Genomic DNA, 23,441 nt, shown 5'->3' on the forward strand with positions numbered 1-23,441 from the left:
GCCTCCCGCGCCGAGGCCCGGCCGCCACGCCGGATCGTCACCCGTTGACCACCGTGCCGCCGTTCGGGTGCAGCACCTGGCCGTTGATGTAGCTGCTGTCGCTCTCGGCGGCGAGGAAGATGTAGGACGGCGCGCACTCGTCCGGCTGGCCGGGGCGCTGCATCGGCGCGGAAGAGCCGTGCTGCGCCGTCTTCTCCTCGTCGAAGCTCGCCGGGATCAGCGGCGTCCAGATCGGGCCGGGCGCCACGCCGTTGACCCTGATCTTCTTCTGCTCGAACAGCGACTTCGCCAGGCTGCGGGTGAAAGCGACGATGGCCCCCTTGGTGCTGGCGTAGTCGATGAGCTGCGGGTTGCCCTGGTAGGCGGTGACGGAGGTGGTGTTGATGATCGCGCCGCCCTCCGGCATGTGCTTCAGCGCGTTCTTCGCCATCCAGAAGTAGCCGAAGATGTTGGTGCGGAAGGTCCGCTCCACCTGCGCCTCGGGGATCTCGGCGAAGTCCTCGCAGACGTGCTGCTCGGCGGCGTTGTTCACCAGGATGTCGATCCGCCCGCCCAGGAACCGCGCCGCCTGCTCGACGGCCTTGGCGCAGAAGCCGGGGTCGCCGACGTCGCCGGCGATGGCCAGGCACTTGCGCCCGGCCGCCTCGACGTGGCGCTTCGTCTCCTCGGCGTCCTGGTGCTCGTCCTTGTAGAGGACCACCACGTCCGCGCCCTCCTTGGCGAAGCCGATGGCCACCGCGCGACCGATGCCGCTGTCGCCGCCGGTGACGACGGCGCGCTTGCCCTGGAGCTTGTTGGCCGGCTTCCAGCCCTCCATCCGGTCCTTGGGTTGCGGCATCATCTCCGCTTCGACGCCGGGCTGGCGCCCCTGCTTCTGCGGCGGCTGCGGTGTTTGCTTGTCGTCTGGCATGGCGCGCGTCCCTGCGATTGTCTGCGCCGGGAACGGGCGCTGGCCGGGGCGGTTGCGGCCGGCCTGCGGAACGGAACCTTAACCCCTCGCCGGTTATGCCGCGGGTCCGGAGGGGAACGGGCGGAGCGGCGATGGACGGTGCGGGAAGCGTTGCGGCGGCGAAGGGCGCTGGTGTCGTGGCCAAGCCGGGACGGCCGTTCAAGGCCGACGACTTCAAACGCGCCTTGGCGCGGGCGACAGAAGGGCACGGATCTCCGGCGGTGGCGGTGGCGGCGGCGCCCCGCACCCTGGCGGCGCGCGTGGCGACGCCGTTCCCCGGTCCGGCGGGCGTCGTCGCCGCGCACGACGCCGCGTTCCGCGCCCGCATCGCGCGGGCGGAGAGCGGCGCGACCCGCCCCGGCGAGGGTTACGGCGCCCGCAACGCCGCATCCGGCGCGCTCGGTCGATACCAGCTCACGCCGCAAGCGCTGCGCGACCTCGGGTGGAAGGACGCCGCCGGCGGCTGGACCGCCCTCGCCGCGCGCCACGGCGTCGGCTCGGACGAGGGTTTCCTGTCCAGCGCGGCGGCGCAGGAGGCAGCGATGGGCGCCTATCTCCGCCGCGCGGAGGCGCTTCTCCACCGCAACGGCAGCCTCGCCCGAAGCGGGGGCGCCGTCCCGGGCCTCGACGGCTCCCCGGTGCCGCTGACGGAGGCGGGCCTCGTCGCCGCCGCACACCGGCGCGGCGCCGGCAGCGTCGCCCGCTATCTAGCGCACCGCAACACTGCGGCCTCGGCCGACGCGCCGCCGCTCTCCGCCTTGGACCGCCGGGCCTTCGCGGCCGTGGAACGGCGCTTGCGGGACTTCGCGGCGCTGCCCTACGCCGTCGCCGCGCGACCGGAGCGCGCCGCGGCCCCCGCCGGCTGAAGGGCGCTGTCAAACCGCCGCCCGTCGCCCCTGTTGCGGGCAAGGTCAGGCGCGGAAGGCACCGGTAGTTGAAGATCACATGACGAGTGACCTTTCTCACTGCGGTAGCCCGGCGGCTCTGGTTTCCTCCTGCTGCTCGCGGGATCGAACCGGAGAACACCCCGGTTTTGCCCCTCGGGCGCGCAACGGAGGGACCCGGGATATGGCAGACCTGAGATTCGGCACGGACGGCCCTGACACGCTCACGGCCGGGACGGAGGAAGCGATCTTCTTCGGCTTCGGCGGCGACGACTCGCTGACCGGCAGCCCGGAAGCGGACTTCCTGTTCGGCAACGAGGGGAACGACACCGTCAACGGCGGCGCCGGCGACGACCTGCTCGACTCCGGCACCGGCGACGACACGGTGAACACCGGCGCCGGCGACGACCTCGTCTTCGCCGACGCCGGCAGCGACAGCATCGGCGGCATGGCCGGCAACGACACCGTCTTCGGCGGCCGCGGGAACGACTTCATCGCCTGGAACGACCCGACCGGCGACCTCGTTTTCGGCGACGAGGACAATGACACCATCATCGGCGGCAACGTCGCGGCCGACACCATCTTCGGCGGCAGCGGGAACGACTCGATCCAGGCGTTCGCCACCGCGCCGGCGGACGCGACGGCGGCCGACGAGATCTCGGGCGACGACGGGGACGACACCCTGCTGGGCGGCGACGCGGCCGACACCGTCTCGGGCGGCGCAGGCGCCGACAGCATCGTCGGCAACGGCGGGAACGACGAGCTCGACGGCGGCGACGGGAACGACAACATCAACACCGGCGCCGGCAAAGACTTGGTCTACGCCGGCGCGGGCGAGGACACCGTCGGCGGCATGGCCGGCAGCGACACGGTGTACGGCGGCGACGGCGGCGACTTCATCGCCTGGAACGACCCCACCGGCGACCTCGTCTACGGCGACGGCGGCAATGATTCGATCATCGGCGGCAACGTCGCGGCCGACACCATCTTCGGCGGCAGCGGCGACGACCTGATCCGCGCCTTCGCCACCGATCCGGAAGCGGCCACCGCGGCCGACGAGCTCTCCGGCGATGGCGGCGACGACGTCCTGCTCGGCGGGAACGCCGACGACACGGTCGAGGGCGGCGCCGACGACGACACCATGACCGGCAACGACGGGGCGGACGTGTTCGTGTTCCGCGCCGACGAAACAACGGGGGACGACGTCATCACCGACTTCAGCCCGGCGGACGACACCGTGCGCCTGGTCGGCTTCGGCGACGGCTTCGACCCCTTGGAGAACCTGGACCAGACGGAGCAAGGCACCGTGCTGGACCTCGGGGACGGCGACCAGGTGCTGTTCCTCGGCCGCCTCGCCAACGAGTTCACGGCCGGCGACTTCGATTTGGTGTAGCTTCGAAAGGGCCGGGGCGCGCGCCGAAGCGCGCCCCGGCCGCCCCCTCAAGCCGTGCGGTCGCCGCCCCCGCCGGACAGCGCCGCCTGCGCCGCCGCTAGCCGCGCCACCGGCACGCGGTAGGGCGAGCAGGACACGTAATCCAGCCCCGCCTCCTCGCAGAACTGGATGGAAGCCGGGTCGCCGCCGTGCTCGCCGCAGATGCCGAGCTTGAGTTCCGGCTTCACCCCGCGCCCCTTCTCCTTGGCGATGCGCACCAGCGCGCCCACGCCGTCGATGTCGATCGACACGAAGGGGTCCTTCGGCAGGATGCCCTGCTCGACGTAGAGCGGCAGGAACTTGCCGGCGTCGTCGCGCGACAGGCCGAACACCGTCTGCGTCAGGTCGTTGGTGCCGAAGGAGAAGAAATCCGCCGGCTCCGCGATGGCGTCGGCGCAGAGCGCGGCCCGCGGCAGTTCGATCATGGTGCCGACCTGGTACTCGACCTCCATACCCGCCTCGGCGAAGACCGCCTTGGCCATGCGCTCCACCTGCGCGCGGGTGATCTCCAGCTCGCGCTTGGTCGCCACCAACGGGATCATGATCTCGGGCACCGGCGCCTTGCCGGTGCTCTTCGCCGTCTCGATCGCGGCCTCGAAGATGGCGCGGGCCTGCATCTCGTAGATCTCGGGGTAGGAGATGCCGAGCCGGCAGCCGCGGTGGCCGAGCATCGGGTTCGCCTCCGCCAGGTCCGCCGCGCGCCGTTTCATCGCCGCCGGGTCGGCGCCGAGCGCCTCCGCGACCTCGGCGAGGTCCTCCTCCCGGTGCGGCAGGAATTCGTGCAGCGGCGGGTCGAGCAGGCGGATGGTGATGGGCAGCCCCGCCATGATGCGGAACAGGTCGAGGAAGTCCTTGCGCTGGAAGGGCAGCAGCCGCGCCAGCGCCTCGCGCCGGCCGCGCTCCGTCTCGGACATGATCATCTGCCGCACCGCGCCGATGCGGTCGGGGTCGAAGAACATGTGCTCCGTGCGGCAGAGGCCGATGCCCTCGGCGCCGAACTTGCGGGCGGTCTCGGCGTCCAGCGGCGTCTCGGCGTTGGCGCGCACGCGCAGGCGCCGCGACTGGTCCGCCCACTCCATCAGAGTGGCGAAGTCGCCGGAGAGCTTGGGCTCGATCATCGGCACCGCGCCGACGAACACCTCGCCGCTGGCGCCGTCGAGCGTGATGGTCTCGCCGGCCCGCACCGTCTGGCCGCCGGAGGACAGCGTCTGCCCGTTGTAGTCCACCGTGACGCCGCCGGCGCCCGCCACGCAGGGCCGGCCCATGCCGCGCGCCACCACCGCGGCGTGGCTGGTCATGCCGCCGCGGGTGGTGAGGATGCCGCGCGCGGCGTGCATCCCGTGGATGTCCTCCGGGCTGGTCTCGATCCGCACCAGGATCACCGCCTCGCCCTTGTTGGCGCGCGCCTCCGCCTCGTCGGCCGAGAACACCACCACGCCGCAGGCGGCGCCCGGCGAGGCGGGCAGGCCCTTGGAGAACAGCTTCCGCGGCGCCTCCGGGTCCAGCATCGGGTGCAGGAGCTGGTCGAGCGAGGAGGGCGCGACGCGGTTCACCGCCTCCTTGCGGTCGATCAGCCCTTCCGCGGCCATGTCCACGGCGATTTTCAAGGAAGCCGCCGCCGTGCGCTTCCCGTTCCGCGTTTGCAGCATGTACAGCTTGTTCTGCTGCACCGTGAACTCGATGTCCTGCATGTCGCGGTAGTGCCGCTCCAGCGTCTCGCGCACCTTCACCAGCTCGGCGTAGGCGGCGGGCATGGCCTTCTCCATGCTGCGCTCGTCCGGCTTGGCGCGCGCCTCGCTCATCGGCTGCGGCGTGCGGATGCCGGCCACCACGTCCTCGCCCTGGGCGTTGATCAGGTACTCGCCGTAGAAGATGTCCTCGCCCGTGGACGGGTCGCGGGTGAAGCATACGCCGGTGGCGCAATCCTCGCCCATGTTCCCGAACACCATGGCCTGCACGTTCACCGCCGTGCCCCAGTCGGCCGGGATGTCGTGCAGCCGGCGGTAGGTGTTGGCGCGCGGATTCATCCAGGAGCCGAACACCGCGCCGATGGCGCCCCAGAGCTGGTCCTGCGGGTCCTGCGGGAAGGGCTCGCCGCGCACTTCCTGCACCATCGCCTTGTAACCGTCCACCACGCCGCGCCAGTCGCGCGCGGTCAGCGCCGTGTCCTCGGTGGCGTTGGCGGCGAGCTTGGCGTCCTCGATGATCTCCTCGAAGCGGTGGTGGTCGATGCCCAGCACCACCGAGCCGTACATCTGGATGAAGCGCCGGTAGCTGTCCCAGGCGAAACGGGAGTCGCCGGACGCCGCCTCCAGCCCCTCCACCGTCTGGTCGTTGAGGCCGAGGTTCAGCACCGTGTCCATCATGCCCGGCATGGAGACGCGGGCGCCGGAGCGGACGGACACCAGCAGCGGCCTCTTCGCGTCACCGAAGCGGTTGCCCACCGTCTCCTCCACGCGGGCGAGCGCCTCATCCACCTGGGCGCGCAAGTCCTCCGGGTATTTCTTGCCGTGGTCGTAGAACCAAGTGCAGACCTCGGTGGTGATGGTGAAGCCCGGCGGGACGGGCAGGCCTATGCTGGCCATCTCGGCGAGGTTGGCCCCCTTGCCGCCGAGCAGGTTCCGCATCTCGGCCTTGCCCTCGTTCCGGCCGGCGCCGAAGCTGTAGACCCACTTGCCCATGGGCAATTCCCTCAACCTTCGATTTTGGATAGGTCCGCGACGGCATCCATGGCGTCGCGAAGGCTGGCCAGCAAGCGCAGGCGGTTGCGCCGGAGTTCCGGGTCCGCATCGTTCACCGTCACGCGATCGAAGAAGGCGTCGAGCGGCGGGCGGAGCGCGGCGAGTTCGGCCATGGCGCCGGCGAAATCCTCGGCCGCGAGGCGCTCGCGCGCGGCCGGCGCGGCGCGGTCCAGCGCCTCGGCCAGCGCGGCCTCCTCCGGCGCGCGGAGCAGCGCGGGGTCGGGCGCGCCGGTGTGCGGCCCGTCCTTCTTGTCCTCGATGCGCAGGATGTTGGCCGCGCGCCGGTAGGCGGTGAGCAGGTTCGGCCCGTCCGGGCCTTCCACCAGCGCCTTGAGCGCGTCGGCGCGGGCGAGAAGGCGCACGAGGTCATCGTCGGGCGCGGCGCCGAACACGGCGGCCACGAGGTCGTGCCGCGCGCCCTCGGCGCGGAGCTGGACGCGGAGGCGCTCGGCGAGGAAGTGGAGCAGGTCCAGGCACGCCTGGTTCACCCACCGGTCGGAGCCGGGGACCTGGACCTCCTGCGAGTGGCGCCCCGGCATGCTCGCCAGATCCGTTCCGCCATGCCGCTCGAACTCCTCGGCGGCCCGGCGCAGAGGTTCCCCTTGCGCCCAGAGGGCCGACGCTTCCGCTTCTTTGACGGCGTGTTCGAGCACATGGAGCAAGGCCAGCCGCAGCCCGTTCTCCCGCACGATCCGGATCACGCCCAGCGCGGAGCGGCGCAGGGCGAAGGGGTCGCCTGATCCGGTCGGCCTTTCGCCGACCACGAAGAAGCCCGCGAGCTGGTCCAGCTTGTCGGCCAGTGCAACCGCGACCGCGGTCGGTTCGCGGGGCACGCCGTCGTTCGGACCGAGCGGCTGGTAGTGCGTGCCCACCGCGTCCGCGATCCGCGCGTCCTCGCCGCCGTTCAGCGCGTAGTAGCGCCCCATCACGCCCTGCAACTCCGGGAACTCGCCCACCATGCCGCTCGCGAGGTCCGCCTTGGCGAGCCGCGCGGCGCGCGCCGCGAGCGCCATGTTCGCGCCGACCATGGGCGCTATCAGCGCCGCCAACGCCTCCAGCCGCCGCACGCGTTCGCCCTGGGTGCCGAGCTTGGCGTGGAACACCACGCTGTCGAGCTTCGGCAGGAAGTCTTCCAGCTTCTGCTTGCGGTCCAGGTCCCAGAAGAACCGCGCGTCGGACAGCCGCGCCCGCAGCACGCGCTCGTTGCCCGCCGCCACCGCCGCGCCGCCGTCCGTCGCTTCGATGTTGGCCACCACGGCGAAGCGCGGTGCCGCGCCGCCGCCCGGGCGGCGGAGGGAGAAGTACTTCTGGTTCGCGCGCATGGTGGAGCGCATGACCTCGGGCGGCAGGTCCATGAAGGCGTCGTCGATGCGGCCGAGCAGCGGCACCGGCCACTCCACGAGGCCCGCCACCTCCGCCACCAGCGCCTCGTCCGGCACCACCTCCAGCGCCTCCCCAGCGGCAAGCGAGGCGACGCCCTTGCGGATCAGGTCGGCGCGCTCCGCCGCGTCGAGCACCACGCGGCGCTGGCGCAAACCGGCCTCGTAATCCGCGAAGCCGCGCACGGCGAAGGCGCCAGGCGCCATCACACGGTGGCCTTCGGTGGTGTCGCCCGACACCAGCCCGTGCGCCTCGTCCGCGCCCTCTGCCAGCGCGAAGCGGACCGGCTCGCCGTCCAGCAGGCACAGGACTCGCCGCAGCGGCCGCACCCAGGCAAAGCCGCTCGCCCCCCAGCGCATCGACTTCGGCCAAGGAAAGCCGCGCAGCAGCGGCGGCAGCTCGCGCGCCAGCATCGCCGCCGACTCCACCCGCTCGCCGGGTTTGTTCAGCACCCAGAACCCGTTCTGCTCCGACAGCGCCTCGCGCGCCGCGCCGTGCTTGCGGAGGAAGCCTTGCAACGCCTGTTCCGGCGCGCCCACGCGCGGCCCTCGCTCCTCACGGCCTTCCGTCACGACGGCGGCGCGCAAGGTCGCGGTGAGGGTCAGGCGCCGCGGGCCGTGGAAGGCGCGCGGCTCGCCCTCCAGCAAGGGCGCGATCCGGGCGGAGAGCAGCCGCGAAAGGTCCTCCGCCGCGCGCGCCTGCATCCGCGCCGGGATCTCCTCCGAGAGGAGTTCGAGCAGCAGTTCGGGCATCTGCTACAACGCCCGCCGCACGTCGGTCCGGGCGAAGTCCTCGCCCTTGAACAGCAGCGGCTCGCCCCGCTCCCGCGCCAGCGCGTAGGCGAAGCAGTCGCCCAGGTTGAGGCCCGCCGGGTGCCGCCCCTTGCCGAAGCGGCGCCAGCCTTCGCGGGCGAGCGCCGCCTGCCCGGCGGTGAACGGCACCACCTCGACTTCGACACCGGCCAACAACGCTTCCACCTCGGCCCACACCGCCATGCCCGCCCGGCCTTCGGCGACGATGCAGAGCTCGACCAGCGTCGCGGCCGAGATGGCACTGCGGGGCTGTTCCGCCAGCGCCGCGCCGAATGCAGACGCCTCCGGCTCCTTCAACAACAGCGCCATGATGGCCGAAGTGTCGACGATCATCTCGGCAAGCCGTTCTCGTCGTACAGGTCGGAATGGTCGCTGCTGGCGCCGGGCGGGAACAGCTTCGAGGCCCGGTCGGCGATCGCCATGAGTTCGTTGTAGCGCCGGAGCTTCTCCTCGTCGCGGCCGATCCGCTCGCGCGCCAGCTTCTCCTGCACGGCGCGGCGGACCGCTTCGGTGGCGGAGGTGCCCAGCAACTCCGCGAGCGCCTTCGCGTCCGCGACCAGTTGCTCGTCCTTGATGTTCAACTGAACCATGAAGCCTCGGCGGTAGAAATCCGCCCCGGATGGTAGAACGCAGCGGGGTGCGAGTCACGCCCGCTCTCCAGCCAGCCAAGCCTCGCAGCACCCCTGCGCCAACGCGCGCACGCGCAGGATGAAGGAGGCGCGCTCCGTCACGCTGATGGCGCCGCGGGCGTCGAGCAGGTTGAAGCGGTGGCTTGCCTTGATGCACTGGTCGTAGGCCGGCAGCGCCAACCCCTTGTCGAGCAGCGCGCGGCACTCACGCTCCGCGTCCTCGAAGTGGCGGAACAGCGCCGGCACGTCGGCGTGCTCGAAGTTGTGCGCGCTGTACTCGCGTTCCGCCCGCAGGAACACGTCGCCGTAGCGCACGCCCTCGTCGTTGAACGCCAAGTCGTACACGTTCTCGACGCCCTGGATGTACATCGCCAAGCGTTCCAACCCGTAGGTCAGCTCACAGGACGGCACCTCGCAGGCGATGCCGCCCACCTGCTGGAAGTAGGTGAACTGCGTCACCTCCATCCCGTCGCACCACACCTCCCAGCCGAGGCCCCAGGCGCCGAGCGTGGGACTCTCCCAATCGTCCTCCACGAAGCGGATATCGTGCAGCGAAGGGTCGATGCCGAGCGCCTTGTAGCTCTCGATCAGCATCGCCTGCGGATCGGCCGGCGTGGGCTTCAGGATCACTTGGTACTGGTAGTAATGCTGCAAGCGGTTGGGGTTCTCGCCGTAGCGCCCGTCCGAGGGCCGGCGGCTCGGCTGCACGTAGGCCGCCTTCCACGGCGCCGACCCGAGCGCGCGCAAGGTCGTCGCCGGGTGGAAGGTGCCGGCGCCCACCTCCATGTCGTAGGGTTGCAGGATCAGGCAGCCGCGCGCCGACCAGAAGGCGTGCAGCTTCAGGATCATGTCCTGGAAGCTCAGGGGCCGCGCGGCGGCTTCGGCGAACTGTCCCGTTGTCATGCGGGGGCGGCGTCCTCGTTGTCGTTGCGCCGCACAATACCCGCCGCGGCATTGGTTGTCACAGCCCGAGCCGCGCCCACGCCGCCCGCTCCTCCAGCGCGGCGATCGCGGCCTCCGCCGAAACGCTGGGCAGCAGCCGTTGCAGCAGCGGGCGCCGCGGCCCGCCCACCGGAATCAGGCGCGCCTTCGGCCCGAAGCGCCGTTCCGCTTCGCCCCGCGCGTCGCCCAGCCGGTCGGCGAGGCCGAGTTCCACCGCGCGGCGGCCGGGCCAGAAGCGTCCGGTGAACAGCTCCTCCGCCGGTGCCTTCAGCTTGGAACCGCGCCGCGAGGAGACCCAGCCGCGGAACTCGCCGTGCAGGTCCTGCAACAAGGTCCGCAGCCGCTCCATGTCCTCCGGCCGCTCCGGCTGGAACGGGTCGAGGAAGCTCTTCTCCGTCCCCGCCGTGTGCATCCGCCGCTCCACGCCGTAGCGCGCCAGCGCGTCCTGGAAGCCGAAGCCGGCGGCGATCACGCCGATGGAGCCGAGGATGGAGGACGGGTCCGCCACGATCTCGTCCGCCGCGCAGGCGATCCAGTAGCCGCCGGAGGCCGCAGCGTCCTCCACGCAGGCCACCACCGGCACCTTCTTCTCGTCGGCGAGGCGGCGGATGCGCGCGGCGATGAGGGAGGACTGCACGGGCGAGCCGCCTGGCGAGTTCAGCGCCAGGAACACCGCCGCCACCCGGCGAAGCCCGAAGGCGCGCTCCAGCGCCGGCGCGGCGGAGGAGAGGCTGAGGCCGCCGCCGAAGCCGGGCCGGGCGGTGATGGCGCCGGACAGGCGGACGAGCGCCACGCGGGGACGGCGGTCGAAAGGGAGGAGGAACATGCGTCCCTATGTGCCCGCGCCCCGCGCATCATCAAGCCGCGGCCTTGCCGGGGCGGCCGGTCGCGGCCAGCCTGCGCCCGGACGGGGAGGCCGGGGCATGGGCGAATTCGGGAGCAAGCGCGTGGTGGTGTGCGGCGGCAGCCGGGGCATCGGGCGCTCGGTGGCGCTGGGCTTCGCGCAAGGGGGCGCGGCCGTCTCCATTTGCGCCCGCAGCCCCGGGCCGCTGGAAGAGACGCGCAAGGAGATCGAAGCCAAGGGCGTCCCCGCCCACGCCGCCCCTTGCGACCTGGCGGACGGCCCCGCCGTGCTCGCCTACGTGGAAGCGGCGGCGCAGGCCCTCGGCGGCATCGACGTGCTGGTCAACAACGCCTCCGGCTTCGGATCGCAGGACACGGAAGAGGGCTGGGCCGCCGGCCTATCCGTGGACGTGATGGCGACGGTGCGCGCCAGCCGCGCCGCGCTGCCGCACCTGGAACGGTCGCGCGGCTGCATCGTCAACGTCTCGTCCATCTCCGGCTTCATGCCCTCCACCCGCACGCCGGCCTACGCCGCGGTGAAGGCGCTGCTCATCAACTACACCGCCAGCCAGGCGCAGATGCACGCGCCGAAGGGCATCCGCGTGAACGGCGTCGCGCCCGGCTCCATCGAGTTCCCCGGCGGCTCCTGGGAGAAGCGCCGCACCAGCGACCCGAAGCTCTACGGGAGCATCCTCGACAGCATCCCCTTCGGCCGCCTCGGCACGCCGGAGGAGGTGGCGGAGGTGGTGCTGTTCCTGTCCTCGCCCCGCGCGCGCTGGGTGACGGGGCAGACGGTCATCGTGGACGGCGGGCAGATGTGGGGCTGATCGCCCCATGGCTCGGGAAATGGATGGGCGAGGGACGCCATGCGCTACTTAACCATTGAAAACAACGGCCGGCCTTGGCGGCTCTGCATCAACACCAACCAAGCCGATCTGGAAGGCTTCCTGGCCAAGCACGCCGCGGAAGCGGTCGCGCCGGGCGGCTTCACCACGCGCCCCTCGACGCCGCACGAAGCCGCCCAGTGCGCGGCGGCGCACACCGAGTTCATCGACAAGGGCGGCGACTACGGGAGTTTCTTCTCCGTCGAGGCCTGACACGCTTCGATTCGGCGACTATGGGCGGGCCGCCGGCCCGCCCCGGTCAGCCGTCCCGGTGCCCCGACTGCGGCTTGCCGGCGTTCGCCGCTTCCGCTTGCTCCTTTTCGCGCTTGCCGACAGTGGCGCTGCTGGTGTCGTCGCCCGCCACCGCGCCCTCCGCGAGCGCCTTCGAGGCCGCCCCCTTGGGCGCGCCCTTGCCTTCCGTCGGCGAAGCCGCCTTGCCGCCCTCGGGCACGGCGTCGTCCGGGCTGGGGTGGTGCCCTTTCACCGTGCCCCGGCTCGTCGTGCGGTCGTCGCTGCCGCCGCTCGACTTCTTCTTGGTCATGGCTTCCGTTCCGTCCGTGGAGGCCCTTCAACCCCTCAGGCGCCGGCCGGTTGCGCGCCGGGCCCGCGGCCGTCAGTCCCCCGCTGGCCTGCCGCGCAGGCGCTTGGTGTCCGACCGCCGCGCCTTCCCCTCCAACCGCCGCACCTTCGACCCCAGCGTCGGCCGCGTCGCGCGCCGCTTGGGCGGGGGCGGCGCGGCGGCCTCGCGGATCAGCGCCACCAGCCGCCCCAGCGCGTCATCCCGGTTGCGCTCGCGCGTGCGGAAGCGCTGCGCGGTGATGACGATCTCCCCCGCCAGGGTCGCCCGGTGCCCGGCCATCCGCAGCAGCCGCGCCCGCACCGCATCCGGCAGGCTCGGCGAGTTGCGCGCGTCGAAGCGGAGCTGCACCGCCGTCTCCAGCTTGTTGACGTTCTGCCCACCCGGCCCGGAGGCGCGCAGGAAGCTTTCCCGCAGCTCGTCCTCCCGGATGGAAACGCCGTGCCCGACCTCGATCATGCCCCTGCCCTTCGCGGAACATTCTGCCCGCGCGCGGCCCAACTTGCCAGCGCCCCGCCCCGGCGTGATGTTCCCCTGGACGCGAGGGGAAACGCATGGTGCAGCGCGACGAGTTGGAGATGGCGCCGGACGCGGCCGAAGCATGGCCGGACCGCATCTACGACCTCCTGAAGGAGCACGGCATCCGCCAGGTGGCCCTGGTGCCGGACGCCGGCCATTCCCGCCTGATCCGCCGCTGCCTCGCGGACAACGAAATGCGCGTCGTCACCCTCACCACCGAGGAGGAGGGCGTGGCCCAGCTCTTCGGCGCCTGGCTCGGCGGCCAAAAAGGCGTGCTCCTGATGCAGAGCAGCGGGGTGGGCAACTGCATCAACATGCTCTCGGTCGCCGTCGCGCACCGCACGCCGCTGCCGATGATCGTGACCATGCGCGGCGAGTTCGGCGAGTTCAACCCGTTCCAGGTGCCCATGGGCCAAGCGACGCCCGCTGTGCTGGAAGCCATGGGCACGCTGGTCCGCCGCGCTGATGCGCCGGAGGACGTGGCGCCCACCGTGGACGCCACGCTCCGCCTCGCCTTCAACACCTTCCGCCCGACCGCGACCCTGATCGGCCAGCGCGTCATCGGCGCCAAGACCTTCGGGAAGTGACGCCATGAGCGCGAGCATCGAAACGGGCAAGACCGGCAGGATGAAGCGCCGCCCCCTGGTGCGCGAACTGCTGCGCGACCGCGGGAGCCTGCTCGTCATAGGCGGCCTCGGCGCCCCGGCCTGGGACATCACCGCCGCCGGCGACGCGCCGGAGAACCTGCCGCTCTGGGGCGGCATGGGCGGCGCGGCGATGATGGGCCTGGGCTTGGCGCTGGCGCAGCCGTCCCGCCGCGTGCTGGTCATCACCGGCGACGGCGAGATGCTGATGGGCATCGGCGCCCTCGCCACCATCGCCGTGCAGAAGCCGGCGAACCTCTCGATCGTGGTGCAGGACAACGAGCGCTACGGCGAGACCGGGATGCAAGAAACCCACACCCGCCACGGCGTGGACCTCGCCGGCATGGCGCGCGCGGCCGGCATCGCGGACTCGCGCCTCGTCACGGACGCCAAGGACGTGCCGGCGCTGCGCGAGGCGATCCACGCCGGCAAAGGCCCGCTCTTCGCGCAGGTGAAGATCGACGACGCGCCGGAGCCGCTGGTGCTGCCCCCGCGCGAGGCCGCCATCCTCCAGGCCCGGATGCGCGAAGCGATCCTCGGCCCCGCCGCGCACCTGCAATAGCCCGGAAGCCCCGCCGCCATGCCGCACGTCCTCTGCCTCCGCCCCGTCCACCCGGAGGCGCTGGAGCGGCTCCGGAACCACCCCGGCATCACCGTGGAGGTGATGCCGGACCCGACGCCCGAGAACCTCAAGCCCGTCCTGCCCTACACGGAAGCGGTGATCGTCCGCGCCACACGGATAGACAGAGCCTTCCTGGCAATGGCCCCGGAGCTGCGCATCGTCGCCCGCCACGGCGTCGGCTACGACGCGGTGGACGTACCGGCGCTCACCCAGCGCGGCATCCCCCTCACCGTCACGCCGGACGCCAACGCCGTGAGCGTCGCCGAGCACGCCATGATGCTGCTGCTCTCGGTGGCCCGCCGCGTGAAGGACTACGACGCCGCCACCCGTGCCCTCGACTGGGGCCCGCGCGAGTCGCTCCCCACCTTCGACCTCGCCGGCAGCACCCTGCTGGTGGTGGGCTTCGGCCGCATCGGCGCCCGCACCGCGCGCCTCGCCGCCGCCTTCGGGATGCGCGTGCTGGCCTACGATCCCTATGTTCCCGGGAACACGATCAAGGGCGCCGGCTTCACGCCCGCCAAGACCCTCGCCGCCGGCTTGGCGGAGGCGGACGCCGTCACGCTCCACTGCCCCAGCAACGAGGAAACCCGCGGCTTGGTCGGCAAGGAGTTCGTCGTCGCCATGAAGCGCGGCTCGGTGCTGGTGAACACCGCCCGCGGCACCCTGGTGGACGAGGAGGCGCTCGCCGCCGGTCTGCGCTCCGGCCAGGTCGCCGCCGCCGGCCTCGACGTGTTCTGGGAAGAGCCGCTGAAGGCGGAAAACCCGCTCCGCGACCTGCCCAACGTGGTGATGACGCCCCATAGCGCCGCCGCCACCGCCGAGAGCGTCCGGCGCATGTCCCTCTCCTGCGCCGACAGCGTCATCGCCGCCTTCGAAGGCCGGCTCGACCCCGACGTGGTCATCAACAAGGAGGTGCTGCGCGGCAACGCGTAGCGCGCGCGCGCATGGCCGAGAACCCGCTCCTTGCCCTCGCCGACCACGCCGCGTCCTGGCGCGACCGGCCCATGCCGCCCGAGGTCGCGCACCACGCGCGCCGCGCGCTGATCGACTGGTTCGCCGCGCTGCTGCCCGGCTGCCTCCACCCGCCCGCGACCCTGCTCGCCGCCGCCCTCGCGCCCGAGCGCGGCACCGGCCGCGCCATCTGCTACGTGGACGGCCAGCCAAGCGCCCTCCGCCACGCCGCCCTGCTCAACGCCACCGCCAGCCACTCGGTCGAGTTCGACGACATCTACCGCGACGCCGGCTACCATCCCGGCTGCCCCACAATCGGCGCGGCCCTGGCGGCGGCGCAGTCGCGCGGCGCCACGTTGGACGCCCTGCTCCGCGCCATCACCGCCGGTTACGAGGTCTCCTGCCGCATCGGCGTCGCGGTGCAGCCCAGCCACTACCGCTATTGGCACACCACCGGCACCGTCGGCACCTTCGGCGCCGCCACCGCCACCGCGCTGCTGCTGGGCTGCGACGCCGGCCGCACCGCCCACGCCATCGCCACCGCCGCCACCTTCGCCGGCGGCTTGCAGCAGGCGTTCCGCTCCGGCGGCATGAGCAAGCCCCTCCACCCCGGCCACGCGGCCGACGCCGGCGCCCTCGCGGCCATCGGCGCCGCCGCCGGCGTCACCGGCGCCCTCGACGCGCTGCACGGCCCGGTCGGCTTCGCCGCCGCCACCAGCGAGGACGCCGGCAAGTGGGACAAGGCCCTGGCGGACCTGGGCGAGCGCTTCGCCATCACCGCCATGACCTTCAAGAACCACGGCTGCTGCGGCCACATCTTCGCTGGCCTGGACGCCGTGGCCGACCTCCGCGCCGAGCACGGCTTCGGCCCCGACGACGTGGAAGCCGTCCACCTCGGCGGCTACGGCCCCACCAAGGAGGTCTGCGACCGCCCCGACCCCGGCACCGAGCAGGAAGCCCGCTTCTCCGCCCAGTACTGCATCGCCGCCCTCCTGGTCCTGGGCGGCGTCCGTCTCGCCGCCTTCGAGCCGCCGGCGCTCGCCGACGGGCGCATCCGCGCCCTAATGCGCCGTGTTTCCGTGTCGCTCGACCGGGAGTTGGCCGCCGACTACCCCGGCCGCCGCGCCGCCAAGGTCGCGGTCAGGCTGCGCGACGGACGCGAGTTGTTCCGCCACCAGCCAACCCGCAAGGGCGACCCGGACGCCCCCCTCTCGGACCGGGAGTTGTCCGACAAATTCACCGAACTGGCCGCCCCCGTGGCCGGCGCCGCCGCGTCCCGGACCCTGTTGGACGCCCTGTGGCACGGCGATGCCCTGCCCGGCCCGGTGCCGTTGCCGGCGGCCGGTCGAGGCGCCGCCCACCGGGCCGCGGAATAGTGTTTGTAGGAACCGGTTCCATTTCCCGACGTTCACTTAATATCAAGGTGCGGGTAAGGGGATTGAGACGGCATGAGCGAGGGACACGACGCGCCACCGCCGGGCGACGACGCGGAAGGCTTCCCGTTGCTGGAAGGCTGGATGTTCGGCCGGCTGCTCTTCCCGTTCGCCATGCAAGAGGTGCAAAGGGTGCCGCCCGCCAACGACGACCAGGACTGACCGGCTCCGCCGCGCCACCCGGCGGGAAAGGCTCGCACCGACCCGAACAGAAGCGGTCCAATGTCTGAGCCTTGCCCTTTGCTCGAAATGGCCGCGCGCACCGGGCCAGGGAGCAAGATAGTAAGGAAGTAAGGCGTCGCGTCCCGGCGCGCCTTGCCCTCCCGCCCCGGCATGGCCAGCATCGCCCGATGCAGACGATGGAAGAGGCGGCCGAAGCGCTCGCCGCCGGCCTCGCCTCCGCCGAGGCCCTCACGGACGAAGCGCTGGCCCGCATCGCGGCCGACGCCCTCCCCGGCACCTTCACCGCCGTCCACGCCGACGCCGCCCGCGCCCAGGCCCGGGCGCTGGACGCGTTGCGCGCCGCCGGCGCGCCGCCCGGCCGCTACGCCGGCATCCCGGTCACGGTGAAGGACCTGTTCGACGAGGCAGGCCACACCACCCGGGCCGGCTCGGTGGTCCTGCGCGACGCCCCGCCCGCCACGGCCGACGCCCCCACCGTGGCGCGGCTCAGGCGCGCCGGCTTCGTGGTCCTCGGCCGGACGGGCATGACGGAGTTCGCCTTCTCCGGCCTCGGCGTGAACCCCCATCACGGCACGCCGCCGAGCCCTTGGGACCGCGCGACCGGGCGCCTGCCCGGCGGTTCCTCCTCCGGCGCGGCGGTGGCGGCGGCGGAAGGCATGGGCTTCGGCGGCCTCGGCACCGATACCGGCGGCTCTTGCCGCGTCCCGGCGGCGCTTTGCGGGATCACCGGCTTCAAGCCCACCGCCCGGCGCGTGCCGCTCGCCGGCGCGCTGCCGCTGTCGCAATCGTTGGACTCGATCGGCCCATTGGCCCGCACGGTCGCCTGCTGCGCAGTGCTGGACGCCGTGATCAGCGGCGATGAGGCCCCCGTGCCCCCGGCCCCGCGGCCGGTCGGCCAACTGCGCCTCGCCCTGCCGCGCGGCACCTTCCTGATGGAGGACATGGACGCGACCGTCGCCGCCGCCTTCAACCGCGCCCTGGCCCGCCTGAGCGCCGCCGGCGCGCGGATCGAGTTGCTCGACCTCCCGGAACTGGTGGAGTTGCCGGCGGTCAACGCCACCGGCGGCTTCGCCGCGTCCGAGGCCTGGGCCTGGCACCGCCGGCTGATCGCCGAGCGGCGGGAGGGCTATGACCCGCGCATCCTGGCCCGCATCCAGCGCGGCGAACGCATGACCGCGGCCGAGTACATCGACCTGGTGAACGCCCGCGCCCGCATCATCGCCGCGGTGGCGCGGCGGACGGCGGGCTTCGACGCGCTGGTCTGCCCCACCGTCCCCGTCATCCCGCCCGCCATCGCCGAGGTGGAGCCGGAAGCGGAGTACAACCGCATCAACATGCTGCTGCTGCGGAACACGGCGGTCGGCAACTTCCTCGACCGCTGCTCGATCAGCCTGCCCATCCACCGCCCCGGCGAGGCGCCGGTCGGGCTGATGCTGACCGGCGAGGCGGTGGCGGACAGGGCCCTGTTGGCCGCCGCCGCCGGGATCGAAGCGGCCCTGGCGGAGCGCTAAGCGCGGCCTCGCGGTTCAATGCTTCAGGGCGGCGGCGCGCAGAACCGCCGCCTGCAAGGCCAGGGAACGGCGCTCGGCCAGGAACAGGCCGATGGAGGCGAAGCCGGACATGGCTTCGCGCTTCGCCTCGTGCCGGTCGGCCAGGGCACGCATGATGGCGTCCACCCGCATCTTGCGCGCGGCGAAAGCGCCGGGAGGGGGAGGCGAGGCCATTCGGTGGTCCATGGTGGATCTCCTTGACCGGCCGCCTTCCCGGAGGATGGCGGCCACCTTACCTATTTATAACGTATACGCAATAATGCCTTTCGCGTCAAGGAAGGGATTCGTCCGAACGCGACGCCCCCGCGTTCCCGTCCGGCCGCCGCCGCCCTAGGTTGCGGCGCAGCGGACTGGGTCGGGGTGCGTGATGCGCGTCAGCGTGGTGCAGATGAACCAGGGGTCGGACAAGGCGGCCAATCTCGCCCAGGCGCGGCGGCTCGTCGAAGCCGCCGTTGCGGCGGACCGGCCGGGCCTCGTCTCCCTGCCCGAGACCTGGACCAACCTCGGCGGCGGGCGCGACGCCCGGATGGCCGCGGCGGAGGTCCTGCCCCCGCGCGGCTCGGGCGAGGAGGGCGGCGAGGCCTACGAGCTGATGCGCGGCCTGGCGCGGGCGCACGGCATCCACGTCCACGGGGGCAGCATCATCGAGGCCGGCGGGGACAAGCTGTTCAACACCACCGTCGTCTTCGACCCCGACGGGCGGGAGGTCGCGCGCTACCGCAAGATCCACCTGTTCGACATCACCGGTCCCGACGGCACCGGCTACCGCGAGAGCGCCCTGTATGGCGCCGGCGAGGAATTGGCGACCTTCGAGGCCGGCGGCACCACCTTCGGCCTGACCATCTGCTACGACATGCGCTTCGCCGAGCAGTACACCGCGCTCCGGCGCATGGGCGCGGAGGCGATCTTCGTCCCGTCCAACTTCACCCTCCAGACCGGCAAGGACCACTGGGAAGCCCTGTTGCGCGCCCGCGCCATCGAGGCGCAGTGCTGGATCGTCGCCGCCGCGTCCTGGGGCCAGTACGAGGAGCGCGGCGGCCTGCGTTCCGTCTACGGCCACTCGCTGGTCGCCGATCCTTGGGGCCACGTGGTGGCGAAGTGCAGCGACGGCGTCGGCTGGGCCACCGCGCGCCTCGACCACGCGGTGACGGCGCGGGTGCGCCGCGACATGCCGGTGCTGGAGCACCGCGACGCCCGCCGGATCAGGCTCTGACCGGGCGCCCGGCGTGACCGATAGCAGCCCCGCCGCCGCCCTCGCCCCACTGTCCGCGCGGCCGGGGGACTTCGCCGGGCGCATCGGCTTCGTCGCGGCCACGACCGAGGTGGCCACGGTGGCGCGCAACCGCCTCGCCGCGCGCTACGGCGAGGTGCCGCCGGAGGAGGCCGCCGTGGTCGTCGCGCTCGGCGGCGACGGGAGCATGCTGGAGACACAGCACCGGCTGCTCGGCCGCAACATCCCCGTCTACGGGATGAACCGCGGCAGTGTCGGCTTCCTGATGAACGACTACCGCGAGGAGAACCTGCTCCAGCGCTTGGCGGAGGCGCAGGCCGCCGTGGTCCACCCTCTGCGGATGTGCGCCACCTGCGCCGACAGGACGCGGTGCGAGGCGCTGGCGATCAATGAGGTTTCGCTGCTGCGCGAAACGCGCCAAGCGGCCAAGATCCGCATCATGGTGGACGGGAGGACGCGGCTCTCGGAGTTGATCTGCGACGGCATCCTGGTGTCCACGCCCGCCGGCAGCACCGCCTACAACCTGTCGGCGCACGGCCCGATCGTGCCGCTCGGCGCCGAGTTGCTGCCGATGACGCCCATCTCCGCCTTCCGGCCGCGGCGCTGGCGCGGCGCGCTGCTGCGTTCGGACGCCGAGGTGGTGTTCGAGATCCTGGAAGCGGACAAGCGCCCCGTCGCCGCCGTGGCGGACTACACGGAGGTGCGCGACGTCCGCCGCGTGGAGGTGCGCGAGGACCGTTCGATCTCGCTCACCATGCTGTTCGACCCCGGCCACGGGCTCTCGGAGCGGATCATCGCCGAGCAGTTCACCGTGTGACCGGCCCGCGCCCGCCGCAGCCCGCCGCGCCGCCCTCCGACGCCGCGCTGTCGCTCTGGCTGGCCGCGGCGCAAACGATCAGTTGGGGCACGCTTTTCACCGTGTTCCCGCTCTTCGTCGCGCCGATGGAGGCGGAGCTCGGCTGGTCGCGGGCGGAAATCAACGGCGCGCTGACCGCGGGGCTTCTGGCCGCTGGCCTCGCGGCCATCCCCGCCGGGCGCTGGGTGGACCGGCGCGGCGGCCGCGGGCTGATCACCCTCGCCTCGCTGGCCGGGGCGGCGCTGCTGCTGGCATGGTCCGCCACAGACCGGCTCTGGTTGTTCTACCTCGTTTGGGTCGCCATCGGCGTCGCGCAGGCGGGCGCGCTGGCGGAGCCGGCCTACGCGGTGGTCGTCGCCAACGCGAGGGACGCGCGGCGGGCCATCACCGGCATGACCTTCATCACCGGCTTCACCGGCACGATCTTCCTGCCGCTCGGCGGAGCGCTGATCGAGGCGTTGGGCTGGCGCGGCGCGCTCGTGACCTTGGCAGCGTTGCAGGTCGTGCCCGGTCTGATCACCGCGGTCCTGCTGCGCGGCACGCGGCCGGGGCTGACGGGCGCGGCGGAGGGATCGAGCGGGCCGCTGCGCAGGGCGCTCCGGCGGCGCGCCTTCTGGGCGCTGGCGCTGTGCTTCTGCGTCCACGCCTTCCTGCAAACCGGTATTGTCTTCCACCTGATCCCGCTCTTGCAGGAACGGGGCCTGCCGCCCGCCTCGGTGCTGCTGGTGGTGGCGATGCACGGGCCTTGCCAGGTGGCGTCGCGCGCAGCGCTCTTCGCGCTCGGCAAGCGTGCCGGGCCGCTGCCGGTGGGCCTCGCCGCCACCGCGCTGCTGCCGCTGGCGATGCTGGCCCTCGGGTTGGCCGGTGACCGGCTGGCGGCACTGTTCGGCTTCGCGCTGCTCTGGGGCGTGGCGAACGGGATGATGCTCATCATCCGCGCGACCGGCGTGGCGGAGTTCCTCGGCGCCGAGGGTTACGGTCAGATCTCCGGCGCGCTGGCGACCGCGACCGTGCTGCCGCGCACGGCGGCGCCGCTCGCCGTGGCGCTGATCTGGGAGGGCGCGGCCGGCTACGCGCCGGTGCCCTGGCTGTTCGCGGCGCTGGGCGTGGTCGGCGTCGCCGCCTTCGCCGTGGCGGCCTCGGACCGCCCCGGCCCGACAAGGTGACGCATGGAGCCGTAGAGCGAGACCAGCCGCTCGAACTCCGCCGCGTCGTGGAAGGCGCAGCGGCCGGCGCCGAAGGCGCGCGCCACCTCGCGGCAGAAGCGCGCGGCCCCGTCCAGCGCGAAGGGCGGGTTGGCGCCCGTGGCGGAGCCGGCCACCACCGCCCGCGCCGTCAGCGCCACGCCGACCACCGGCGCGTCCGTGAGGGTCGCCGGCTGCATCATGGAGTTGATGTGCGCCACGCCGCTGGAATAGGGCGTGATGTCCTGCATGGTGACGGGCGCGACCACCGGCGGCTCGCCCGTGGCCCATTCCATGAGGCCGAGCAGGTCGGCGCTCGGCTTGAGTATCCAGCCCTCCTTGACGGAGGGCGTGACGGCGAAACCCGTGTGGTTGACGACACGGTTCGCGCGCGTCGCGTCCACCGCGAGCACGGCCTCCATCGCCGGGTCGAGTTGCGCCGCCAGCACGCGCTCGCGCGGCACCGGACAGGTCATCATCGGCGCCGGCTGGTGCGGGCGGGACAGGGCGCGCGGGCAGATGTGGGTGCTGACAATGACCCGGCCCGGCGGCGCGTCGCCCCACCCCGCCTCGCGCGCCAACGCCGCCGCGGCGGCGAGCGCCACCACCGCGCCGTCCGCGTCCGAGACGAGGCCCGGCCGCTCCGGCCGCAGCCCCGTGCCGCCCAGGACGCCGAGGATGCCGAGGCAGGGCGTCCCGGAGCCGATCTCGACGGTGACGACGTCCGTGCTCCCGCGCTCGGCGTCCAGCCGCTGGTGGCGCACCGAGGCCGGCCCGTGCCGCGCCACCCAGGCCGCGGCCGCCGCGCCGTCGGTGCGCGGGTCCTCCAGCAACTCGATCGCCTCGACCACTTGGCGCAGCATGGCGGCGGCGCCCGTCAGTCCAGGGTGATGCCGGTGTCGCGCACCGCGGCGGCCCAGCGCGCGCGCTCCGACGCCAGGAAGGCCGAGAACCCTTCCGCCGTGCCGCCCACCGGCTCTGCCGCGTTCTCCGCCAGCCACGCGGCCACGTCGGCGTCGCGCAGCACCTCGTTGGCGACGGCGTTCCAGCGGCGCAGCGCCGGCTCCGGCAAGCCGGCCGGGCCGAACAGCCCCTGCCAGGACGAGACCTTGACGCCCGGCACCCCGATCTCGGCGAAGGTCGGCACGTTCGGGGCGCTGCGCGAGCGCGCGGCGGTGGACACGGCCACGGCGCGGAATCGCCCTTCGCGCAGCAGCGCCAGCGAGCCGGCGAGGTTGTCCACGTAGAGCCGGACGCGCCCGCCCATCAGGTCGGCGAGCCCCGCGGCGCCGCCCCGGTACGGCACGTGCTGCAGGCGCAGCCCGAGCGCGCGCGACAGCAGCGCCCCCGTGAAGTGGTTGGAGGTGCCCACGCCCGGCGAGCCGTAGGGCTCCTCCGGGTTGGCGCGCATCCAGGCGAGCAGCGCCGCGGGCTCCGCCGGCGAGTCCAGGTGCGCCAGCAGCACGTTCGGCTGGTCCACGAGGCGCAGGATCGGCGAAAAGTCCCGCGCGGCGTCGTAGGGCATCTTCGCCCCGAGCAGCGCCGGGTTGATGGCGTGCGGCCCGATCGGCCCGAGGCCGACCGTGTGCCCGTCCGGCTGCGCCTTGGCCAGCGCCTCCATGGCGATGTTGCCGCCCGCGCCCGGCCGGTTCTCCACCACCACGGGCTGGCCCAGCAGCCTGCCGAGCGGCTCCGCGAGGCGGCGGGCGAGCGCGTCGGCGGAGCCGCCGGGCGGGAAGCCGAGCAGCAGGCGCACCGGCCGGTCCGGGCGCCACTCGGCTTGAGCGGCGGCAGGGCCGGCGGCACCGGCGAGCGCCGCGGCCAACACGAGGCGGCGCGGCGCCATCCCAGTCCTAGCCACGTGCCGGACCGGTGGCCGCCGGCACGCCCCGCCTCCGGGGCGTCAATGCGAAACTCGCCCGTGGTAGGCGCGCAGGGTGCCGCCGCCCCCGACGGAAAGCGAGTTGCCCGCCCCGTCGCTGCAAGCGACGGCGGCGGCGGCCGGCAGGAGCAGCAGTGCCGTATGGCGCATCCGGATCACCGCCGGCCCGCTGCCTCAGCGGTCGCGCGCGACGTTGCCACCCACGCCGCCCCCGACGTAGGCGCCGCTGGCCCCGCGCGTGCCGCGCTCAGCGCAAGCCGCGGCGGCGAGGGTTGCGAGCAGAAGCGCGGCGGCGAGGAGGTGGCGCATGGCG

27 protein-coding genes are annotated in these 23,441 nt (G+C 73.0%); 13 read left to right on the top strand and 14 right to left on the bottom strand.

Annotation, left to right across the window (positions count from 1 at the left end; genetic code table 11):
* Positions 1–37 precede the first annotated feature (37 nt).
* Positions 38–910 (bottom strand): SDR family oxidoreductase, encoded by an 873-nt coding sequence (locus ABD067_RS09790; RefSeq protein ID WP_343895069.1) that lies wholly within the window; start codon positions 908–910, stop codon positions 38–40.
* A 176-nt stretch (positions 911–1,086) separates the two neighbouring features.
* Here ABD067_RS09790 and ABD067_RS09795 point away from each other — a divergent pair, with 176 nt between their 5' ends.
* Both ABD067_RS09795 and ABD067_RS09800 read left to right on the top strand, forming a co-directional pair.
* A complete protein-coding gene (locus ABD067_RS09795; protein ID WP_343895070.1) occupies positions 1,087–1,815 on the top strand; it encodes a hypothetical protein in 729 nt (242 codons plus the stop codon).
* Positions 1,816–2,017: 202 nt separating this feature from the next.
* Positions 2,018–3,226 (top strand): calcium-binding protein, encoded by a 1,209-nt coding sequence (locus ABD067_RS09800; protein WP_343895071.1) that lies wholly within the window; start codon positions 2,018–2,020, stop codon positions 3,224–3,226.
* A 47-nt stretch (positions 3,227–3,273) separates the two neighbouring features.
* On the opposite strand, the gene ppdK is transcribed toward ABD067_RS09800, so the two are convergent.
* The 6 genes from ppdK to ABD067_RS09830 are packed head-to-tail and all read right to left on the bottom strand — an operon-like array spanning position 3,274 to position 10,595.
* A complete protein-coding gene (gene ppdK, locus ABD067_RS09805; protein WP_343895072.1) occupies positions 3,274–5,946 on the bottom strand; it encodes a pyruvate, phosphate dikinase in 2,673 nt (890 codons plus the stop codon).
* Between the two features lie 11 nt (positions 5,947–5,957).
* A complete protein-coding gene (gene glyS / locus ABD067_RS09810; RefSeq protein ID WP_343895073.1) occupies positions 5,958–8,138 on the bottom strand; it encodes a glycine--tRNA ligase subunit beta in 2,181 nt (726 codons plus the stop codon).
* A 3-nt stretch (positions 8,139–8,141) separates the two neighbouring features.
* A complete protein-coding gene (locus tag ABD067_RS09815; RefSeq protein ID WP_343895074.1) occupies positions 8,142–8,531 on the bottom strand; it encodes a type II toxin-antitoxin system VapC family toxin in 390 nt (129 codons plus the stop codon).
* Positions 8,528–8,788, bottom strand: coding sequence for a type II toxin-antitoxin system VapB family antitoxin (locus ABD067_RS09820; RefSeq protein ID WP_343895075.1), 261 nt, complete (start codon positions 8,786–8,788; stop codon positions 8,528–8,530). The genes ABD067_RS09815 and ABD067_RS09820 overlap by 4 nt, the downstream gene beginning before the upstream one ends.
* A 54-nt stretch (positions 8,789–8,842) precedes the next feature.
* Complete coding sequence (locus ABD067_RS09825; RefSeq protein WP_343895076.1) at positions 8,843–9,730, bottom strand: glycine--tRNA ligase subunit alpha; 888 nt, start codon at positions 9,728–9,730, stop codon at positions 8,843–8,845.
* Positions 9,731–9,788: 58 nt separating this feature from the next.
* On the bottom strand, positions 9,789–10,595 hold the full coding sequence (locus ABD067_RS09830) for a S49 family peptidase (protein ID WP_343895077.1): 807 nt from the start codon (positions 10,593–10,595) through the stop codon (positions 9,789–9,791).
* Positions 10,596–10,692: 97 nt separating this feature from the next.
* Between ABD067_RS09830 and ABD067_RS09835 the strand changes: the two genes are divergently transcribed.
* Together ABD067_RS09835 and ABD067_RS09840 are read left to right on the top strand one after the other, a co-directional pair.
* Complete coding sequence (locus tag ABD067_RS09835; RefSeq protein WP_343895078.1) at positions 10,693–11,439, top strand: SDR family NAD(P)-dependent oxidoreductase; 747 nt, start codon at positions 10,693–10,695, stop codon at positions 11,437–11,439.
* Between the two features lie 39 nt (positions 11,440–11,478).
* Positions 11,479–11,709 carry a hypothetical protein gene (locus ABD067_RS09840; protein ID WP_343895079.1) on the top strand — a complete coding sequence of 77 codons (231 nt, stop codon included), beginning with the start codon at positions 11,479–11,481 and terminating at the stop codon, positions 11,707–11,709.
* Positions 11,710–11,755: 46 nt separating this feature from the next.
* Here ABD067_RS09840 and ABD067_RS09845 read toward each other — a convergent pair whose 3' ends face one another.
* Both ABD067_RS09845 and arfB read right to left on the bottom strand, forming a co-directional pair.
* Positions 11,756–12,037, bottom strand: a complete 282-nt coding sequence (locus ABD067_RS09845) for a hypothetical protein (protein WP_343895080.1) — start codon at positions 12,035–12,037, stop codon at positions 11,756–11,758.
* A gap of 72 nt (positions 12,038–12,109) precedes the next feature.
* A complete protein-coding gene (arfB, locus tag ABD067_RS09850; RefSeq protein ID WP_343895081.1) occupies positions 12,110–12,532 on the bottom strand; it encodes an alternative ribosome rescue aminoacyl-tRNA hydrolase ArfB in 423 nt (140 codons plus the stop codon).
* 95 nt (positions 12,533–12,627) lie between these two features.
* On the opposite strand from arfB, the gene ABD067_RS09855 reads away from it, so the two are divergent.
* From ABD067_RS09855 to ABD067_RS09880, 6 genes are all read left to right on the top strand, one after another.
* The gene (locus tag ABD067_RS09855) at positions 12,628–13,179 is read left to right on the top strand and encodes a thiamine pyrophosphate-binding protein (RefSeq protein ID WP_343895082.1); all 552 of its coding nucleotides are present in this window, start codon (positions 12,628–12,630) and stop codon (positions 13,177–13,179) included.
* 4 nt (positions 13,180–13,183) lie between these two features.
* Complete coding sequence (locus ABD067_RS09860) at positions 13,184–13,798, top strand: thiamine pyrophosphate-dependent enzyme (protein ID WP_343895083.1); 615 nt, start codon at positions 13,184–13,186, stop codon at positions 13,796–13,798.
* An 18-nt stretch (positions 13,799–13,816) separates the two neighbouring features.
* Positions 13,817–14,791, top strand: a complete 975-nt coding sequence (locus ABD067_RS09865; protein WP_343895084.1) for a hydroxyacid dehydrogenase — start codon at positions 13,817–13,819, stop codon at positions 14,789–14,791.
* 11 nt (positions 14,792–14,802) lie between these two features.
* Positions 14,803–16,185: an MmgE/PrpD family protein gene (locus tag ABD067_RS09870; protein ID WP_343895085.1), complete on the top strand. Its 1,383-nt coding sequence runs from the start codon at positions 14,803–14,805 to the stop codon at positions 16,183–16,185.
* Between the two features lie 72 nt (positions 16,186–16,257).
* Entirely contained in the window at positions 16,258–16,404 is a 147-nt protein-coding gene (locus ABD067_RS09875; protein ID WP_343895087.1) for a hypothetical protein, read from the top strand.
* A 188-nt stretch (positions 16,405–16,592) separates the two neighbouring features.
* Positions 16,593–17,936, top strand: coding sequence for an amidase (locus ABD067_RS09880; protein ID WP_343895088.1), 1,344 nt, complete (start codon positions 16,593–16,595; stop codon positions 17,934–17,936).
* Positions 17,937–17,951: 15 nt separating this feature from the next.
* Here the strand turns inward: ABD067_RS09880 and ABD067_RS09885 are convergent, their stop codons facing one another.
* Positions 17,952–18,161: a hypothetical protein gene (locus ABD067_RS09885; RefSeq protein ID WP_343895089.1), complete on the bottom strand. Its 210-nt coding sequence runs from the start codon at positions 18,159–18,161 to the stop codon at positions 17,952–17,954.
* 181 nt (positions 18,162–18,342) lie between these two features.
* Here ABD067_RS09885 and ABD067_RS09890 point away from each other — a divergent pair, with 181 nt between their 5' ends.
* Genes ABD067_RS09890 through ABD067_RS09900 form a run of 3 tightly spaced genes read left to right on the top strand, consistent with a single transcriptional unit; the run spans position 18,343 to position 21,228 of the window.
* Positions 18,343–19,188 (top strand): carbon-nitrogen hydrolase family protein, encoded by an 846-nt coding sequence (locus tag ABD067_RS09890; protein WP_343895132.1) that lies wholly within the window; start codon positions 18,343–18,345, stop codon positions 19,186–19,188.
* Between the two features lie 49 nt (positions 19,189–19,237).
* Positions 19,238–20,023, top strand: a complete 786-nt coding sequence (locus tag ABD067_RS09895; RefSeq protein ID WP_343895133.1) for an NAD kinase — start codon at positions 19,238–19,240, stop codon at positions 20,021–20,023.
* A complete protein-coding gene (locus tag ABD067_RS09900) occupies positions 20,020–21,228 on the top strand; it encodes an MFS transporter (protein ID WP_343895091.1) in 1,209 nt (402 codons plus the stop codon). Before ABD067_RS09895 ends, ABD067_RS09900 begins: the two co-directional genes overlap by 4 nt.
* On the opposite strand, the gene ABD067_RS09905 is transcribed toward ABD067_RS09900, so the two are convergent.
* The 4 genes from ABD067_RS09905 to ABD067_RS09920 are packed head-to-tail and all read right to left on the bottom strand — an operon-like array spanning position 21,132 to position 23,437.
* Positions 21,132–22,109: a DUF1177 family protein gene (locus ABD067_RS09905; protein ID WP_343895092.1), complete on the bottom strand. Its 978-nt coding sequence runs from the start codon at positions 22,107–22,109 to the stop codon at positions 21,132–21,134. The two genes, ABD067_RS09900 and ABD067_RS09905, sit on opposite strands and share 97 nt — an antisense overlap.
* A gap of 14 nt (positions 22,110–22,123) precedes the next feature.
* Complete coding sequence (locus ABD067_RS09910) at positions 22,124–23,092, bottom strand: Bug family tripartite tricarboxylate transporter substrate binding protein (RefSeq protein ID WP_343895093.1); 969 nt, start codon at positions 23,090–23,092, stop codon at positions 22,124–22,126.
* A 57-nt stretch (positions 23,093–23,149) separates the two neighbouring features.
* The gene (locus tag ABD067_RS09915) at positions 23,150–23,278 is read right to left on the bottom strand and encodes a hypothetical protein (protein WP_343895095.1); all 129 of its coding nucleotides are present in this window, start codon (positions 23,276–23,278) and stop codon (positions 23,150–23,152) included.
* Between the two features lie 24 nt (positions 23,279–23,302).
* A complete protein-coding gene (locus ABD067_RS09920; protein WP_343895096.1) occupies positions 23,303–23,437 on the bottom strand; it encodes a hypothetical protein in 135 nt (44 codons plus the stop codon).
* Positions 23,438–23,441 lie beyond the last annotated feature (4 nt).

The sequence above is a fragment of the Craurococcus roseus genome (genome assembly GCF_039523795.1).
Lineage (GTDB): Bacteria > Pseudomonadota > Alphaproteobacteria > Acetobacterales > Acetobacteraceae > Craurococcus > Craurococcus roseus.